Origin of the sequence: Comamonas aquatilis (assembly GCF_965139575.1) — a bacterium.
In the GTDB taxonomy this organism is placed as follows: domain Bacteria; phylum Pseudomonadota; class Gammaproteobacteria; order Burkholderiales; family Burkholderiaceae_C; genus Comamonas; species Comamonas aquatilis.
This window is the reverse complement of the sequence record NZ_CBCSIW010000002.1, coordinates 179,872-195,361: the sequence shown is the minus strand read 5'-3', so window position 1 is coordinate 195,361 and position 15,490 is coordinate 179,872. Positions and strand designations below refer to the sequence as shown.

Annotated in this window: 14 protein-coding genes; 6 read left to right on the top strand and 8 right to left on the bottom strand. The window is 59.9% G+C overall.

Going from position 1 to position 15,490, the window contains the following annotated elements:
• Positions 1-36 precede the first annotated feature (36 nt).
• Positions 37-1,233, top strand: coding sequence for a 2-methylaconitate cis-trans isomerase PrpF (gene prpF, locus ACNAZA_RS03930; RefSeq protein ID WP_415795123.1), 1,197 nt, complete (start codon positions 37-39; stop codon positions 1,231-1,233).
• A 181-nt stretch (positions 1,234-1,414) separates the two neighbouring features.
• Here prpF and ACNAZA_RS03925 read toward each other — a convergent pair whose 3' ends face one another.
• The 3 genes from ACNAZA_RS03925 to sauS all read right to left on the bottom strand — a co-directional run bounded on the left by ACNAZA_RS03925 (position 1,415) and on the right by sauS (position 5,953).
• On the bottom strand, positions 1,415-2,719 hold the full coding sequence (locus ACNAZA_RS03925) for an MFS transporter (RefSeq protein ID WP_415795122.1): 1,305 nt from the start codon (positions 2,717-2,719) through the stop codon (positions 1,415-1,417).
• A gap of 220 nt (positions 2,720-2,939) precedes the next feature.
• A complete protein-coding gene (locus ACNAZA_RS03920; protein ID WP_415795121.1) occupies positions 2,940-4,517 on the bottom strand; it encodes an AMP-binding protein in 1,578 nt (525 codons plus the stop codon).
• The gene (gene sauS / locus ACNAZA_RS03915; protein WP_415795119.1) at positions 4,514-5,953 is read right to left on the bottom strand and encodes an acylating sulfoacetaldehyde dehydrogenase; all 1,440 of its coding nucleotides are present in this window, start codon (positions 5,951-5,953) and stop codon (positions 4,514-4,516) included. Before sauS ends, ACNAZA_RS03920 begins: the two co-directional genes overlap by 4 nt.
• Before the next feature lie 257 nt (positions 5,954-6,210).
• Between sauS and ACNAZA_RS03910 the strand changes: the two genes are divergently transcribed.
• The gene (locus tag ACNAZA_RS03910; RefSeq protein WP_415795118.1) at positions 6,211-7,035 is read left to right on the top strand and encodes an IclR family transcriptional regulator; all 825 of its coding nucleotides are present in this window, start codon (positions 6,211-6,213) and stop codon (positions 7,033-7,035) included.
• 56 nt (positions 7,036-7,091) lie between these two features.
• Here ACNAZA_RS03910 and ACNAZA_RS03905 read toward each other — a convergent pair whose 3' ends face one another.
• On the bottom strand, positions 7,092-8,303 hold the full coding sequence (locus ACNAZA_RS03905; RefSeq protein WP_415795117.1) for a CaiB/BaiF CoA transferase family protein: 1,212 nt from the start codon (positions 8,301-8,303) through the stop codon (positions 7,092-7,094).
• 114 nt (positions 8,304-8,417) lie between these two features.
• Between ACNAZA_RS03905 and ACNAZA_RS03900 the strand changes: the two genes are divergently transcribed.
• From ACNAZA_RS03900 to ACNAZA_RS03885, 4 genes are all read left to right on the top strand, one after another.
• On the top strand, positions 8,418-9,263 hold the full coding sequence (locus tag ACNAZA_RS03900; RefSeq protein WP_415795116.1) for an IclR family transcriptional regulator: 846 nt from the start codon (positions 8,418-8,420) through the stop codon (positions 9,261-9,263).
• Between the two features lie 30 nt (positions 9,264-9,293).
• On the top strand, positions 9,294-10,289 hold the full coding sequence (locus ACNAZA_RS03895; RefSeq protein WP_415795115.1) for a Bug family tripartite tricarboxylate transporter substrate binding protein: 996 nt from the start codon (positions 9,294-9,296) through the stop codon (positions 10,287-10,289).
• A 23-nt stretch (positions 10,290-10,312) separates the two neighbouring features.
• Positions 10,313-11,545, top strand: a complete 1,233-nt coding sequence (locus ACNAZA_RS03890; protein ID WP_415795114.1) for an acyl-CoA dehydrogenase family protein — start codon at positions 10,313-10,315, stop codon at positions 11,543-11,545.
• A 107-nt stretch (positions 11,546-11,652) separates the two neighbouring features.
• The gene (locus ACNAZA_RS03885; RefSeq protein WP_415795113.1) at positions 11,653-12,177 is read left to right on the top strand and encodes a GNAT family N-acetyltransferase; all 525 of its coding nucleotides are present in this window, start codon (positions 11,653-11,655) and stop codon (positions 12,175-12,177) included.
• Between the two features lie 233 nt (positions 12,178-12,410).
• On the opposite strand, the gene ACNAZA_RS03880 is transcribed toward ACNAZA_RS03885, so the two are convergent.
• From ACNAZA_RS03880 to ACNAZA_RS03865, 4 genes are all read right to left on the bottom strand, one after another.
• Complete coding sequence (locus tag ACNAZA_RS03880; protein WP_415795112.1) at positions 12,411-12,929, bottom strand: DUF1697 domain-containing protein; 519 nt, start codon at positions 12,927-12,929, stop codon at positions 12,411-12,413.
• A gap of 313 nt (positions 12,930-13,242) precedes the next feature.
• Complete coding sequence (locus ACNAZA_RS03875; protein ID WP_415795110.1) at positions 13,243-13,590, bottom strand: RNA recognition motif domain-containing protein; 348 nt, start codon at positions 13,588-13,590, stop codon at positions 13,243-13,245.
• 111 nt (positions 13,591-13,701) lie between these two features.
• Entirely contained in the window at positions 13,702-13,908 is a 207-nt protein-coding gene (locus tag ACNAZA_RS03870) for a hypothetical protein (protein ID WP_415795109.1), read from the bottom strand.
• 551 nt (positions 13,909-14,459) lie between these two features.
• Positions 14,460-14,951 carry a hypothetical protein gene (locus ACNAZA_RS03865; RefSeq protein ID WP_415795108.1) on the bottom strand — a complete coding sequence of 164 codons (492 nt, stop codon included), beginning with the start codon at positions 14,949-14,951 and terminating at the stop codon, positions 14,460-14,462.
• Positions 14,952-15,490: the final 539 nt, after the last annotated feature.

The following is a 15,490-nucleotide window of genomic DNA, read 5'->3' as shown; positions in this document are numbered from 1 at the left end:
GCTTGAGCCTTGAATACCTTGTTTTTTTGCCATCCCATGTCTCTCACTTCGCAAATCCGCATTCCCGCCACCTATATGCGCGGAGGCACCAGCAAAGGTGTGTTCTTCAAGCTGCAAGACCTGCCTGAAACGGCTCAGCAAGCCGGCGCCGTGCGCGATGCCATTTTTTTGCGCGCCCTGGGCAGCCCAGACCCTTATGGCAAGCAGATTGACGGCATGGGCAATGCCTCCAGCAGCACCAGCAAGGGCGTGATCCTGAGCCAAAGCACGCGGCCCGGTCACGATGTGGACTATCTGTTCGGCCAGGTCGCCATCGATCAGCCCTTTGTGGACTGGAGCGGCAACTGCGGCAACCTCAGCGCCGCCGTAGGGCCCTGCGCCGTTCATATGGGACTGATTGAAGCCCACAGAATCCCCCACAACGGCATAGCGACCATCCGCATCTGGCAGGCCAATATCGGCAAGACCATCGTTGCCCATGTGCCGATCAGCGACGGACAGGTGCAGGAAACCGGCGACTTTGAACTGGACGGCGTGTCCTTTCCCGCGGCCGAGGTGGCGCTGGAGTTTCTGGACCCGGCCGATGAAGGTGACGATGGGGGCAGCATGTTCCCCACGGGCAATCTGGTCGATCGCCTCGACGTTCCCGGCGTCGGCAGCTTTGCCGCCACCTTGATCAATGCAGGCATTCCCACCATCTTCCTGAACGCCAAAGAGCTGGGCTACACCGGTTGCGAGTTGCAGGACGCCGTCAACAACGACAGCGAAGCACTGCAGCGCTTCGAGGCCATTCGCGCCCACGGCGCCATCCGCATGGGTTTGATCCAGGAACTCAGCGAAGCCGCCAAACGCCAGCACACGCCCAAGATTGCCTTTGTCGCCCCGGCGCAAAGCTACACGGCATCCAGCGGCAAGGCCATCGACAGCCAGGACATAGACTTGGTCGTGCGCGCCCTGTCCATGGGCAAGCTGCACCACGCCATGATGGGCACGGCAGCGGTGGCCATAGGCACGGCAGCTGCGGTTGAGGGCAGCCTGGTCAATCTGGCAGCCGGTGGCGGCGAGCGCAGCGCGGTGCGCTTTGGCCACCCCTCGGGCACGCTGCGTGTGGGTGCCGAGGCCAGACAGGTGGACGGTCAGTGGCAGGTCACCAAGGCCTTGATGAGCCGCAGCGCGCGGATTTTGATGGAAGGCTGGATTCGGGTCCCCGACCAGGTGTTGCAAGCGAAATAACCATCAAATCAGGTTATAGCGCTTTATGTACAAGCGCATTCAGCTATGAAATTGAGATGGATATCAAGATAAAAGGCCTTAAGCCCGTCTCTTGAGCGCCGTCATCAAGCAAAAAACCGCCACGCAGACCGCGTGGCGGTTTTTCATGGGTTTGGCTTTATGCCTTGTGCCTGAGGCCAACTCAGGCGATACCGGCGCTGGGCAGCGGCATGGCGTCGGGCGCGACGCGTGGCGGACGCTTGACAGTTTGCGTGGGATTGATGAACAGCGCCATGACCGCACCCAGGCCCAGCAGGCCAGCCGAAATCATGAAGGGCAAGGTGTAGCTGCCGGTGGTCTGAATCAGATAGCCAAAGACCACGGGCGAGATCATTCCCGCCACGCCAAAGCCGGTGTTCATCATGCCGGATGCCGTGCCTGCGTAATCACCGGCGATATCGATAGGCAGACTCCACAGCACCGCATTGGTCAGTTCCAGACAGAAGAACGAGGCCGACAGCAGCAACACGGCCGTCATCGCGTTTTCCGCCGAGATCATGGGCACCATGAAGACCAGAGCGCCGACCATGCCAAACACCAACACAGAGATACGTGCAAAGCGCAGATTGCCGGTGCGCTTGAGCAGCTTGTCCGAGATGATGCCGCCCAGCGTGTCGCCCACCACCCCTGCCAGCAGCGGCAGCGCCGTGTACAAAGCCATTTCCTTGAGATTGAAACCGCGCGCATCTTTCAGATAGGAAGGCAACCAGGTGAGGAAAACCCACAAGGTCCAACCGTAGCAAAAGTCCACCAGTGTGACTTTCCACATGCCGCCAATCAGACGCTTCCAGGGCGTCGGGCCTTTGTCTTCCTTGGGTTTGTCCGTGCGGCCCTCGTTGATTTCGGCCAGCTCCTGCGGCGTCACGCGGGGATGCTGCTGGGGCGTGTCGCGGAAAGTAAGCCAGTACAGCACCGTCCAGCCAAGGCTGACCACGCCCAGCACGATGAAGGATTCCCGCCATCCGGCCAGCGCGATGATGACGATCACCAGCGGCGGCGTGACCGCACCACCCAGGCGCGAAAACGAGTGCGTAATCCCCTGGGCAAAGCCGCGTTGGGTCAGCGGAATCCAGTAGGTAAAGGCGCGGGTAGCGGTGGGAAAGGCGCCGCCTTCGCCCAGGCCCAGCGCCAGTCGCAGCACCAGCAGGGAAACCAACGAGCCGACAAAGCCGGTCAGCAAGGTTGCCGTGCCCCAGATCAGCGACAGCACCACCAGCACCTTGTGCGGCCCAAAGCGGTCGGCCAGCCACCCGCCCACGATCTGCATGGCGGCATAGGGATAGGCAAAGGCCGAGAACACCAGGCCGAGCTGCAGCGTGCTCAAGCCCATTTCCTCCTTGATCATGGGCGCTGCGACCGACATATTGACTCTGTCGATATAGGCGATGAAGTACATCAGACACATCACACCCAAAATCATGTGATGGGTTTTGACTCTACGTTGCATGTTTGTCTCCTTTGGCATCGGTCCGGGCAAAAATCGCCCGGCCGGCCTTTGTTCACTTCACGGTAGATGGCGGCAGCCGCATTGGTGCGCTGTCCGCACGCGAACACAAGCAATACGTCGCAGCTCTTGCGGGAGCTGCAATCCAGAGAACACAACGGCCTTCCACAAAGAAAGGGGTTGAAACACCAGCCCTGCCAAGCGGCAAGGCTTGCACCGTCAATCAGGCGGCCGGTTCAAGCAGCCGCAGGCGCTGCAGCTTGCCGGAGGGGCCGCGCGGCAGCTCGTTCATCAGCACAAAACGGCTGGGGCATTTGTAGTTGCCAAGCTCGGCCAGGCAGTGGCGCCGCATGTCGGCCGCATCGAACTCGGCACCATCGCGCATCACCAGGTAGACGGCGATTTCCTGGCCGTATTCGGGATGCGGCACCCCCACGGCTGCGGCTTCCAGCACCTTGGGGTGTTTGAGAACGGCCTCATCGATCTCACGCGGAGCAATGTTTTCACCGCCTTTGATGATCAGCTCCTTCGATCTGCCGGTGACGTAGAAGAAGCCGTCGGCATCCTGATAGCCGACATCGCCGGTGCGCAGCCAGCCGTCGGGCGTGAAGGATTCCTGTGTGCGCACGGGGTCCTTGTAATAGCCCAGCATCACATTCGGCCCCTGCAAAACGATCTCGCCACGCTCGCCGGCGGCCAGAAACTGTCCATCCGCGCCCATGATGGCGGCCAGCGTTCCTGTGGGGCGGCCCACGCTGCCAACGCGTCTGGCGCTGGCCTCCAGGGGATTGCTGAAAGCCGGGGCCGCAGTTTCCGTCAGGCCCATGGTTTCTATGATGCCCAGACCAAAACGGGCCTCAAATGCCCGGTGGTGCTCGGGTGCCAGCGCTGCCGAAGCGGAGCGGCAGAACTTCAACTGCGAGAGGTCATGGCCTTGGGTACCCGCTTCATCGTTGAGCAGGTAGGCAATGATGGTTGGCACCACATTGATCCAGGTACAACGGAATTGACAGACATCGGCCCAGAAGGTGCGGGCCGAAAACCGGGGCGACATGACCAGCGAACCGCCATGAAACAGCGGCGTGATCAGTGCCACCACCAGGGCGTTAATGTGATAGAGCGGCAGCGACACCATGACCCGATCCTGCGCGCCGAGCTGGTGGGCCTCGGAAGTGCTGCTTGCATTCGCCAGCAGATTGGCATGACTGAGCAGCACGCCCTTTGGAACGCCGGTGGTGCCCGAGGTGTACATGATGAGCGCGGGCTCATCAGCCTGTATCTGCTGACCGCTCAGCACACCCGAAGGCACACGCGGTGCAGCAGGTGACGCTGACACGCCGGCCACAGCCGGCGCGACGGGCACGACGGGCACTTGCATGGAGTCCGGCTCGCAGACCACCACCGCCACTTCGCGCTCCACCTGCCTGAGCGCCTGGGCCAGGCTTGGCAAATACTCTTTGCAGGTAAACACCAGCCGGGTATCGGAGTGCGAGAGCACGTAAACCAGCTGCGAGGGCTGGCTCAGTAGATTGATGGGGTTGACCTGCAGCCCGCTGGCCATGATGGCCAGCAAAAGAATAGCCGGCAGCGGCCCGTTGGGCATGTAAACCGACACCTTGTCGCCAGGCTGAAGCCCGCTGGCTTCGAGGTTTTTGCGCAGCTTGTCGGTCTCCTCCTTCAGCTGCTGGAAGGAAAGCGCGGCCCCGCTTGGCGCATCCAGCATAAAGGGCTCGGATCCTCGTTCGGCGGCGCGGGCCTCGATCAGCTCGGCCATGTTGCCCAGTTGCTTGATGATGGTCATACGCCATACCTCCGGAAGTAGTCGCCCAGCATGTCTTCCACGGTTGGCTTGTTCTCGGCAATCGTGCGCGCCACCCGCGTCACGTTCATGTAGTGACGGTAGTTGAGGTTGTCCGAGAAATTGTTGCCGCCCCAGGTGCCGCAGCCCATGGACAGCGAGAACGGCAGGCCGTTGTTGAAGTTGCCGCCGGTAGCAAAGCAGTGCGCCTGGTTCAGGATGACCCGCGCCACCGGCAGGCTGTGCGCGAGATACAGCGCCTGTTCGTCATCATCGGAGTGCAGGCTGACCGAGTGCCCGGCCCCCATATAGCCGTAGATCTTGCGCACGGTGCTGCAGGCATCGTTGAAGGACTGAGCGCTGTAGACGCTCAGCACGGGCGAGAGCTTTTCGCCAGAAAACGGATGCTCGCTGCCCACACCGCTCTCCTCCACCATCAACGCCGTGGGCGCATCCAGTGCAATGCGGCCGCGCCAGTCGATCTGGGCCAGTTCGGCAATCACTTGGGCTGACTTGCCGGTGACCACATCGCTGAGCTTGCCGTTGGGCCACATCAGTTGCTGCAGACGCGCCTTCTCCTGGCCGGTCAACAGCAGGGCGCCGCGATCGCTCATGGCCTTGAGCATTTCGCTGCGGATGTCGTCCAGCAACACCATGCTGTTCTCGGACGAGCAGCTGGTCGCATTGTCGAAGGTCTTGGACGCAATGATCAGGGCAGCCGCTTGCTGCGGATCGGCCGAGCTGTCCACGATGGACGCCACATTGCCCGCTCCCACGCCAAACGCCGGTGTGCCGCTGGTATATGCCATGCGCACATTGGCCTGCGAGCCGGTGGCGATCACCAGATCGGCCTGCTGCATGAGCTCTGCCGTGAGCGCCTTGCTGATGGGGCTGGGCAGGGTTTGCACCAGATCCACGGGCAGACGGCATTTGCGCAGCTCGGCCTGGATGAAGTCCACCAGCATCTTGCTCACCCCCAGCCCCTTGGGCGAAGGCGCAACAATCACCGCATTGCCGCACTTGAGCGCGTTGATGATGTTGTTGGCCGGCGTCGCGCCCGGGTTGGTGGATGGCGTGATGGCCGCCACCACGCCGACCGGACGGGCGATGGCGGTAATGCCTTTGAGCTTGTCCTCCTCGATCACGCCATGAGTGCGCACGCCTTTGAGGTCGCGCAGCAAGCCAAGCGTCTTGCGGTGGTTCTTGGTGATCTTGTCGTCCACCTTGCCCAGGCTGGTTTCATGGACGGCAAGTTCTGCCAGCCGTTGATTGCGCCCTGGCTCCATGATCGCCCAGCCCACGGCCGAGACTGCATCGTCCAGCCCTTGCTGGCCCAGTTGTATGAAGCTGGTTTGCGCTGCCCGCGCACGTTTGACGAGATCTGAGACTACCTGCTGCGTGGCTTGCAGCGGATCTCTTTGGGCCTCCTGCACTTGCATTGCTTGCTCCTTGAAAATCGTTGTCTGGCGGGTCGAAGATCAAGCCCTGGGGCCTGTCTGAATCCCAGACTAGACGCTTGGCAAATTCGCGCGTCCCGTTATTTGCGTTTTGTGCGATGTGCGGGGCAATCCGTATTCAAAAATGCATTTTTCGGGACAAGATCGCCCCATCCCTGTCATGCATTGCATGCAGCTACGTGCCCAAACGCAGCACGCCCCCATCGCAGGCCATCAATGCGCCCCCACGGTGAAGTTTCATGACATCGACCCAATCCAACGCCGCAGCCATACGCGCCTTTCGCATCGTGGAGTTGCTGGCGCAAGCGCAACAGCCGCTCACGCTCATGGAAATCAGCAACCGCATGGACTTGCCCAAGCAATCGGTGCACCGGCTGCTCAAGCAGCTGGAGAACGCCTGGCTGGTCAACCGTGACGGGCCGGGCAAGCACTATGTGTGCTCCAGCCGAGTGCGGCAGATGGCCATCAATATGCTGATGACCACCGGCCCGGCCGCCGCGCGGCGCGCTATCTTGCAGGAGATGGCAGACAAAGTGCAGGCCAGCTGCAATCTGGCCATTTCCAGCGGCGATGCCGTGGTGTATCTGGATCGTGTGGAGGCCAACTGGAACGCCGGCACCAAGCTCGCGCCCGGCACGCGAGTGCCATTTCACTGCACGGCCAGCGGCAAATTGCTGATGAGTTTTTTGCCCAAACAGCAGCGCGAAAGCCTGCTGAAGCGCCTGCCCCTGAGACGCTGGACCGAGCGGACGATTTCCGAGGCGGACGCGTTGCGCGCCGACCTGGAGCAGACGCGCAAACGCCGCTTTGGCGTGAATGTGGGCGAATACATTCCCGGCGTGGTCGCCATCGCCGTTCCGGTGATGCTCAGTGCGCAAAGAGCCGGAGCCGCGCTCGCCATTCAGGTCAGCGCGCAGCAGTTTTCCATTGCCGATCTGATGCAGTGGGTGCCGGAGCTGCACCGGGTCGCCGAGCGACTCGCACAGACCTTTGATGCGCCGGACGAACTCTTGCCTCAGCCGCTGGAGGCTGCAGAATCACCGCTGGTTTTGCTGCAGCCGTAAGGGCCCGGCGGCGAACGCCAATATCGGCTGCGCTCGCCTCTCGGTGAAAGACCGGGCTAGACCACCCCCAGAGCCCTGAGTTGCTCAAGCCGCTGCGGAGCGATTCCCAGACGACCATAGATCTCGGCGTTGTGCTGGCCGGGCTCGGGCCCGGCGGTCGGTGCCTCCAGCACCTGCCCTGCGACACGGGGAACAATGCAGGGGCCAGGGACCGAACCGTAGTCAGGGTCGGGCAGACGCAACACGGCGCCACGGGCCTGGAAGTGCGGGTCTTGCAAAATGTCCACGATGGAGTTGGTCTTGCTGAACGGAATCTGGGCCGCCTCCAGCGCCTGCACCACGTCCACCATGTCGTGCTCGCCAAACCAGTCGGCAATGATCTTGTCCAGAGTCGCCAGGTGCTTGACCCGGGCCGGGTTGGTGCTGAATCGCGAATCCCGTGCCAGATGCGGCTGGCCCATGGCCTCGCACAGCCGGGCAAAGATGGGATTGGACGAGGCCACCAGCGACAGGCTGCGGCCATCGCGTGTGCGGTACATATTCGACGGCGCCGTATAGCTGGCGCAGTTGCCCTCGGGCCCGCGCACATAGTCCAGCTGCTCGTATTCCACGGCCAATGGGTCCAGCAGTCTGAACAAGGCCTCGGTGGCAGACAGATCCACTTCCGTGCCCGCTAAGCATGGGTCGCCACGCAGCCGGGCCACCTCCATGGCCACGGAAAAAGCACAAAACAGACCCGCCACATAGTCGCCTATGGGGTAGTTGCTGTGCAGCGGAGTGCCGCCTTTCTCACCGGTCAGATTGGTAAAGCCGCTCATGGCCTCAAAGATGCGGGCATATCCCGGCCGCTGGGAGTACGGGCCCGTCTGGCCGAAGCCCGTAAGCCGCACCACGATCAGCCTGGGGTTTTGAGCGTGCAGAGTCTCGATATCCAGGCCCCAATTGTCCAGCGTGCCCGTGCGAAAGTTCTCTATCAGCACGTCAAAGCCGGCAATCATTTCCAGAAAGATCTCCCGCCCCTCCGGCTTGCGCACATCCAGGGTGATGCCTTTCTTGCCCCGGTTGGCCACTTTCCACCACAGAGGCGAGCCGTCCTTGACCGGCTGCAGGCCGCGCAAGGCATCGCTGCCATCGGGCAGTTCCAGCTTGACGACCTCTGCACCGTGATCGGCACACAGGGTGGCGCCCACCGGCGCGGCCAGCACGGTGGCCATGTCCAGGATGCGCACTCCCTGTAGAGCACCTTTGGAGTTTTGCGTAGTTGTCATTGGAGGCTTTGTGATCTGGATGAAGTCACCAGTATCCAGAGCCCGCCTGCAAGGAACAATGTTTGTTTCGATATGCGAAACACTTCATTGACGGCAAAACCCAGGTGACCAACCATGACCGCAGATTCATCCAAGCAGCGCAAAGTGTCCTCCATCACTCTTCCAGGGCTTATCAACCCCCACGATCTGGCTTTAGACCGCCAATTCGCCATGACCTTGGCGCGCGGCTTGGAAGTCTTGCGCGCTTTCACCGCCACCCACCCGGTGCTGAGCAATCGCGAGATTGCCGACCGCACCGGCCTGCCCAAACCTACGGTGTCCCGCCTGAGCTACACCCTGGGGCTGCTGGGCTATATGTCCAAGGATGCGGACACCCAAAAATACCGCCTGGCCTCGGGCGTGCTGGCACTGGGCCATCCGTTGCTGGCCAGCATGAAGACCCGGCAACTGGCCAAGCCGCTCATGGCCCATATCGCCAGGCAGACGGGCTGCACGGTCAACCTGGGCTTGCGGGATCGCACCGACATCGTCTATGTGGATTCGGTACGTGCCGATGGCCGCAATGAGTATCTGCCCGATATCGGTTCCACCTATCCGCTGCTGGTCAGCTCCATGGGTCATGTGCTCATCCATGGCCTGCCGCGCGTCCAGAAAGTGGCGCTGCTGAACTACCTGAAAGTGCAGGACAGCGAGCTGTTTGCCCAATACAGCCAGAGCCTTGATGAGGACGAAAAGCGTTTTGCCGAGCAAGGCTACTGCCTCTCCTCAGGCGCCTGGGACCGTGAGCTGTATGCGATTGCCGTGCCACTGAAAGGCGCACCCGGCGAGCCGCCGCTGTCGATGAACGGCACGCTGTACGCCCACAAGAATGCCAAGCAAAAGCTCGTCAGCGAGGTTTTGCCTTTGCTCAAGCAAACCGTTCACGAGATCGAAACCTCATACGGACTGAACCCTGGTTAGCGAGATGAAAACCATTCAAGGAGACAAGACATGAACGAATCAAGAAGGTCCATGGTCGGCATTGCCGCAGCACTGGTCGCCGGCAGCGCCCTCAAGCCACTGGGGGCATGGGCCCAGAGCGCCGCGTATCCGGCAAAGGCGATTCGCATCATCGTGCCCTACCCCGCAGGTGGCGTGGTGGACTCCATTGCCCGCGTGGTAGGCGAGCGCATGGGAAGGCAATACGGCCAACCCGTGGTGGTAGAGAACCGCACGGGCGCTGGCGGCGCCATTGGCACGGACTTTGTGGCCAAGTCTCCCGCTGACGGATACACGCTGCTGATGGTGTCGCCCTCGCATGCCGTGATGCCGTTTTTTCAGAAAAACACCGCCTGGGATCCCGTCAGGGATTTCAAAGGCATCGCAGGCTTTGGCGCCATTCCCAATGTGATCGTGGTGCACCCCAGTGTGAAAGCCAAAACCATGCAGGAGTTCCTCCGCCTAGCCAGGAAGGACGCCGGCAGCATCACCTATGCCAGCTCGGGCCTGGGCACCTCCTCGCACCTGACGGGCGAGCTTTTGAACCAGATGGCCCATATCCAGCTCACGCATGTGCCTTACAAAGGCCAGCCCGAGGCCATGACGGATCTGCTTTCGGGTCGGGTGGACATGATGCCCATGTCCACCTCGCTGGCGCTGCCGCATATCAAGGCGGGAAAGCTGCGAGCGTTGGCCGTCACGACCGACTACCGCTCCTCCGCCCTGCCCGATGTGCCCACGGTAGCCGAGGCGGCAGGCCTGCCCGGCTTTCAGGTCGGTACCTGGCTGGCTTTGCTGGCGCCGGCCAAAGTGCCACCAGCCATTGTCAGCAAGCTGTCTGCGGATGTGGCTTCCGCCCTCAAGCTGGCCGAAGTGCAGAGCAAGTTCAAGGACTTGGCCCTGGAGGGTGCACCCCAGTCGGGAGCCACCTTTGATGAATTCCTTAAACAGGAAGTTTCGGTATGGACCGAGGTCATCAAACGCGCCGGCATACAGGCCAATAGCTAAAAACCCATTGATAGGAGCACAAAATGAATCAGACAAACACGGTGAGCCGGCTTTTTGGCGAGCATTTTCTGCACGATTTGAATCCGCAGGAATTGCAGATGCTGAACAAGGTGCGTGGCCTGGTGGTCAGCCATATCGGCCCCAACGCCCATAAAGTGGCGCAGAAGGACGAATTTGCCTGGGACACTTTCCGACTGCTCGCCGATGAGGGCGTAATAGGTAGCGCCTTTCCCGTGGAGTACGGCGGCACCGATGCCCGCCAGGTGCTGCGCATACGCATCATCGAGGAGCTGGGACGCGTCTGCAGCGCTTCGGCTTCGCTGATCACGGGGGCGGATCTGTCATGCCGGGCCATCGTCGCGGGGGCCAGCCCCGGCATGAAGGACCAGTTGCTGCCGGGCCTGCGCTCTGGCCAGCTGCAGGCGGCCTTTGCACTTACCGAACCCGAGGCCGGCTCGGACGTGCGCGGCTTGAAGACCCTGATTCGCCAGGAAGGCGAGCACTTTGTCGTCAACGGCAGCAAGAAATTCATCACCCGCGGCACCACGGCGGACTGGTTCATGGTCGTGGGTCGCCTGGAGACGGATAGCTCGCGCTTTGTCGCGGTGCTGGTGCCCCGGGATGCCCCAGGCTTTGCCATCAGCCCAGAGGTGGACAAGATGGGCTGGTATGGCGTGCCCATCTCTTCTCTGGAATTCGAGAACGTTCGCGTGCCCGCCGCCAATCTGCTTGGCAAGATCGGCGACGGCTTCGAGCTGGCCCAGGACGCGCTGCTGCGTGCTCGCATGGGCCATGCGGCCATGGCCCTGGGCCGCGCCATCGGTGCCGTGGAAATTGCCGCCACCTATATGAACGACCGCACGCTGTTTGGCAAGACACTGGGAGCCCACCAGGGCGCGCAGTGGATGCTCTCGGACATGGTGTCGCAGATCGAAGCCGCCCGCGCCTTGCTGACCATAACGGCCCAGAAGTACGACCGCGGCGATGGCGATGTGTCCATCTATGCCTCCATGGCCAAGCAGCAGGCCACCGACCTGTGCATGAAAGTGGTGACGGATGCCTTGCAGCTCACCGGCGGCCGAGGCTATATGAAAGACTTCCCCCTGGAGCGCTTCTTCCGGGATGCCAAGCTCAACCAGATCGGCGAAGGCTCCAGCGAAGTCCACAAGACCGTCATCGGCCGCGACGTGGTGCGCCGCAGCAGCAGCGCGCAGCGCAACCCCAGCTTGCGTGAGGGTTCGCTGGTCGACTACTAGCCGCCAGTCGAGTGGACAAGGCAGCTGAATCGCACCGCGTTCGGCTGCTGTTTCATGCGGGTTTTGCCTGCATGATGGGAGCCTGAACACTTTCAACGCTTTCACCGATGCTGATCCGCACCGAAACCGCGCAAGACATAGAGGCCATCGAGCAGCTGATTCTTGCCGCCTTTGACAACCATCCTCATCACGCCCCGGGCCAGGGAACGACCGAGCACCGCATCGTCAACCGCCTGCGCAGCGAACAGGCGCTGGCCCTGTCGCTGGTGGCCGAAGAGGATGGGCAAATCGTCGGCCATGTGGGCTTTTCACCCGTGCAGATCAACGGCCAGGCCAGCAGCTGGCTGTGCATGGCTCCGGTATCCGTTGCACCTGAGCGCCAAAGCCTGGGTATTGGCAGCAAGCTGATTCGCCAGGCGCTGCAAACCCTGCAGCAGCGAAATTCAAATAATCCGAACCGCGTCAGCGGCGTGGTGGTGCTGGGCGAGCCGACTTACTACGGGCGCTTTGGCTTTCATGTAAACCATGGTTTTACCGTCCCCGGCGTGCCGCCCGCGTATTTTCAGGCTCTGGCCTTTGTGGCCGACGCCCCCATGCAAGGTGAAATCGGCTTTCATCCGGCTTTTGAATAAAAACAGGCTCTAGCCCAATCGATCAAATCGCATATTGCTACCATTAACATAGCAATATGCTACAAATGACCCAGAGCGATACTCTGGCCTGACATGCGCGCCTTCTCTCAAACCGGACACTCATGGGAAGTGTGGGTTCCTGCCGGATCACAAAGTCTGCTTTCATCGACGTCGAAATGGTGCCGTCGATCCATTTCAGCTAGGCGGTGCGAGGATCACCTGACGCATGAAACCTATGCCTTGGCACACTTGATGACCGTATCGAGCGTGCGAGTGGTGATGTCCTTCCCGAATGAGCGTTCAAGCAGGCGCATGAACACGGGGCCTTTCTTCGGATCAGGCACGTAGGCGCTAAAGACCTCCGTGGCATTGGCCTTGACAATGCCTGCACCGTCACGCTCTATGGGCAGCTTCAAGTCTGGCGACACCGGGCTGCGGAGAAAAGTGATGACCCGCTTGGCCGAAGGAGCAAGGTTGAACTCGGCAAAGGGGTCAGAGTCAATGAGCTCCTGTAAATAGCAAACCGGGCGCACGAAGGTGTCGAAGCCGTGGCCCAGCTCAGCTTGCATCGCATGCTCGGCGCGTTGCTCCAAGCTAGACAGCGAGGACGATTGCGCGTTGAACACGACGTTTCCGCTGGAGAGCAACGTTTTCACTTCAAGAAAGCCTGCCGCCTCGAAGCAACGCTTAAGCTCGGTCATCCGGGCGTTCATCGGGCTGACGCCGCGAAGAAAGGCAATGTATCGCGACATGGTTCTCTCGTAATAGATGGCAAACCGCCAAGCATATGGAGGCCAACAGCAAATGCAAGGTGGTGTTCTTGCCCGCTGCTGGGTCAATGATAGAAGAGCGTCGGCTAGGGATTCAGCACACCGCGCCGTTGAGAGCAGATGCATGCGGGAAGTCACGGGCGCCCGCTTCTAGCGTATCTGCCGCTGCCCGCCCCATTGCAGTCATCCAACGGTCTATAAAATCTGGTCGATTCACCCGGCCTATCGGTACCAACCTCTAGGCATAAAAAAACGCCCTCAAGCGTGGGGCGTTTTTCTTGGGTGTGTGGCTAAATCAGTAGCCGGATCCACCGCCATAGCCATCGTTGCCATAGCCAACATTGGGTCGAGAGCTGGCGCGGAATTCGCGATTGCCACTGGATCCACGTCCTTCTTCGCGAGGTTTCGCAAGGTTGACGACGATCGAGCGTCCATCAACGGACATTCCATTCAGCGCAGCAATAGCAGCTTGAGAAGCGTCTGCAGATGCCATTTCTACAAAAGCAAAGCCTTTAGAACGTCCGCTTTCGCGGTCCATCATGACTTTGGCTGAAGTAACACTGCCGAATTCAGCAAAGTTGCTTTTCAGGCTGGCATCGGTCACGGAGTAAGGCAGGTTGCCAACGTAGATTTTGGTGCTCATGGAAGGAGCCTTTTTATGAATGATGTGTCAAAAACTGACGCATCGTTTGACGATGGCTGTGGGGAGTGGGAGTCCGTAGCAACCGGATGAGGTTGAGCGTTTGTTAAAGGCTCAGCACGTTGAGGGCGGCAGGGACGTCTGCAGCCAGCCTTGAGTCACAGCATAGATTTTTGCTGCTTCGGTCGAGGCAAATGTTTTGTCAAAGCGAAAAACACGGCAGTAGCTGCTGTTTTGCCTTGTGCGCTGAAGTGCGAAGGAAGCTTGAAAGCGACCGCAATGGGTCTTGTGGGATGAGGGCGTAACGAAGTACTTGCCCATAGCAATAGGAGAGAGTGGAATCTAGTTCAATCAGAGTGCAGCCCGATAGGCCTGCATGAGCTTTCGATAACTCGATTGGCTGCTGCTCGGCAGCCAACGGTGCGATAAATCTCGCAGAAAAATTCTTGCTGGAGGATTTTTTGACCTCTAACAGGCGTTGCGTTCAGACTAGTTGAAGTTATTTTGCAACGAAGCCCATCATAAGCGTTTTTTATAAAAAAGGAAAATTTTATTATTTTTGGTTTTTAACTATCTTTTTGTGTGATGGTGCTTCTTTCGCCCGGCTACTGCTCCAGCCTCGATAACTCCTGCTTATCAATGGCCTGCTTTTAGGTGCTCAAACATGAGTCCGCAATCAAGCGGAAAGCCAAGCTGCGATGCACATCAGTCACCCTAAAAGGCCCATCTGACTTTTGAGCGGTAGCCGGGTGCACAACCCTGGCTCCTTTGATCGATGTCCAGTTCAACACTCCTCTAGAATCAAAGCCGTCGTTCCTGAGCACTGAGGGTCGAACCGCACATGATGCGAAACAAGAGCCTTATTCTGAGGTTTAGTCCTCGCTATCACGTGGGTAGCCTGCATCTGCCCAGCGCTGTGCGGACGCACGGGTGAGGTTGTGGTCCGGCCGGACTCGTACCATGGCCAACGCGCTGCCGCCCGCTGCGGTGGCAGTGAGAGTCGCAGAGGGGTTCTCCTCATCGGGCTCAATATCAAGAGCCACCGTTACGCGCAATCCGCGAACTTCGATCTGGATAGCTTTATGCAACAGCGCTGCCTGGTGCTGCTCATGCCGGCGTATGACTTCGCTGGCAGTCTTCACCAGCGTGTTGAAGGCCGACACGTCAAGTGGCTTAGGATTCTTCTTGTCACGCCCCATGGTCCATGGGCCGACCAAAGCTGCTTCCGCTTGGCCGTCTTGGGTCATTGACACTGCCCAGCCATCGTCGTCTTCATTCTTGATGACGCGGGCTTCCCAGCCCTTGTGATGCCAAAGGCGGTCTTCGAAGATTGAGACGTCTTCTTGTTCGATTTCTACTGACATGTCTGGACTTTTTTGGAGCAATCAAGTCCCAAGTCTACTGTTTCTTTATACAGTTTTGTGAGACTGGGTCTATCCCAAGGTCGGGCGTCTTGGGCTACACATGCTCTGATTTGGTCGACGCAGGGGCTTTTTTTGGACGCGCGTTCAACAATTTTGCGGATCGACCGAACCGTTTCCTCGTATCGACGCCTCTAAGGAGCAAGTGGCAGCACAACGTGCAGTCGTTCGAAAGCGAAAGCCGACCTGGAAGTCTTCCATATGAAACAAGAAACTTATGCGGCAGCCGACCAAAGAACTTCGTACGACAGTACGCTCTATCTCGGGCTGGGCTTGGGGCTGGGTGGGTATGTTGCGGCAACGACTGTTCTGGCAGGTTTTGCCTGTCCTGTATGCATCGTGGCTGCACTTGCCTTGATTGCCACAGGTGTGTACCAGAAGGCCAAAGCTCGGAGACACCAACCCGGATGCAATAGCGCCATGCCTCAGTTGTCTCACTGAGTTCCTCGGAGCAGACGGATCTATTTCCAGGAGTTCTCTGG

What these genes read in the sequence shown, in the direction of transcription:
- prpF (WP_415795123.1), top strand. Translation starts at nt 37, where the DNA reads ATGTCTCTCACTTCGCAAATCCGCATTCCCGCCACCTATATGCGCGGA.
- ACNAZA_RS03925 (WP_415795122.1), bottom strand. Translation starts at nt 2,719, where the DNA reads ATGCAACGTAGAGTCAAAACCCATCACATGATTTTGGGTGTGATGTGT.
- ACNAZA_RS03885 (WP_415795113.1), top strand. Translation starts at nt 11,653, where the DNA reads ATGCTGATCCGCACCGAAACCGCGCAAGACATAGAGGCCATCGAGCAG.
- ACNAZA_RS03920 (WP_415795121.1), bottom strand. Translation starts at nt 4,517, where the DNA reads ATGACCATCATCAAGCAACTGGGCAACATGGCCGAGCTGATCGAGGCC.
- ACNAZA_RS03875 (WP_415795110.1), bottom strand. Translation starts at nt 13,590, where the DNA reads ATGAGCACCAAAATCTACGTTGGCAACCTGCCTTACTCCGTGACCGAT.
- ACNAZA_RS03865 (WP_415795108.1), bottom strand. Translation starts at nt 14,951, where the DNA reads ATGTCAGTAGAAATCGAACAAGAAGACGTCTCAATCTTCGAAGACCGC.
- ACNAZA_RS03900 (WP_415795116.1), top strand. Translation starts at nt 8,418, where the DNA reads ATGACCGCAGATTCATCCAAGCAGCGCAAAGTGTCCTCCATCACTCTT.
- ACNAZA_RS03910 (WP_415795118.1), top strand. Translation starts at nt 6,211, where the DNA reads ATGACATCGACCCAATCCAACGCCGCAGCCATACGCGCCTTTCGCATC.
- ACNAZA_RS03890 (WP_415795114.1), top strand. Translation starts at nt 10,313, where the DNA reads ATGAATCAGACAAACACGGTGAGCCGGCTTTTTGGCGAGCATTTTCTG.
- ACNAZA_RS03880 (WP_415795112.1), bottom strand. Translation starts at nt 12,929, where the DNA reads ATGTCGCGATACATTGCCTTTCTTCGCGGCGTCAGCCCGATGAACGCC.
- sauS (WP_415795119.1), bottom strand. Translation starts at nt 5,953, where the DNA reads ATGCAAGTGCAGGAGGCCCAAAGAGATCCGCTGCAAGCCACGCAGCAG.
- ACNAZA_RS03870 (WP_415795109.1), bottom strand. Translation starts at nt 13,908, where the DNA reads ATGGGCAAGTACTTCGTTACGCCCTCATCCCACAAGACCCATTGCGGT.
- ACNAZA_RS03895 (WP_415795115.1), top strand. Translation starts at nt 9,294, where the DNA reads ATGAACGAATCAAGAAGGTCCATGGTCGGCATTGCCGCAGCACTGGTC.
- ACNAZA_RS03905 (WP_415795117.1), bottom strand. Translation starts at nt 8,303, where the DNA reads ATGACAACTACGCAAAACTCCAAAGGTGCTCTACAGGGAGTGCGCATC.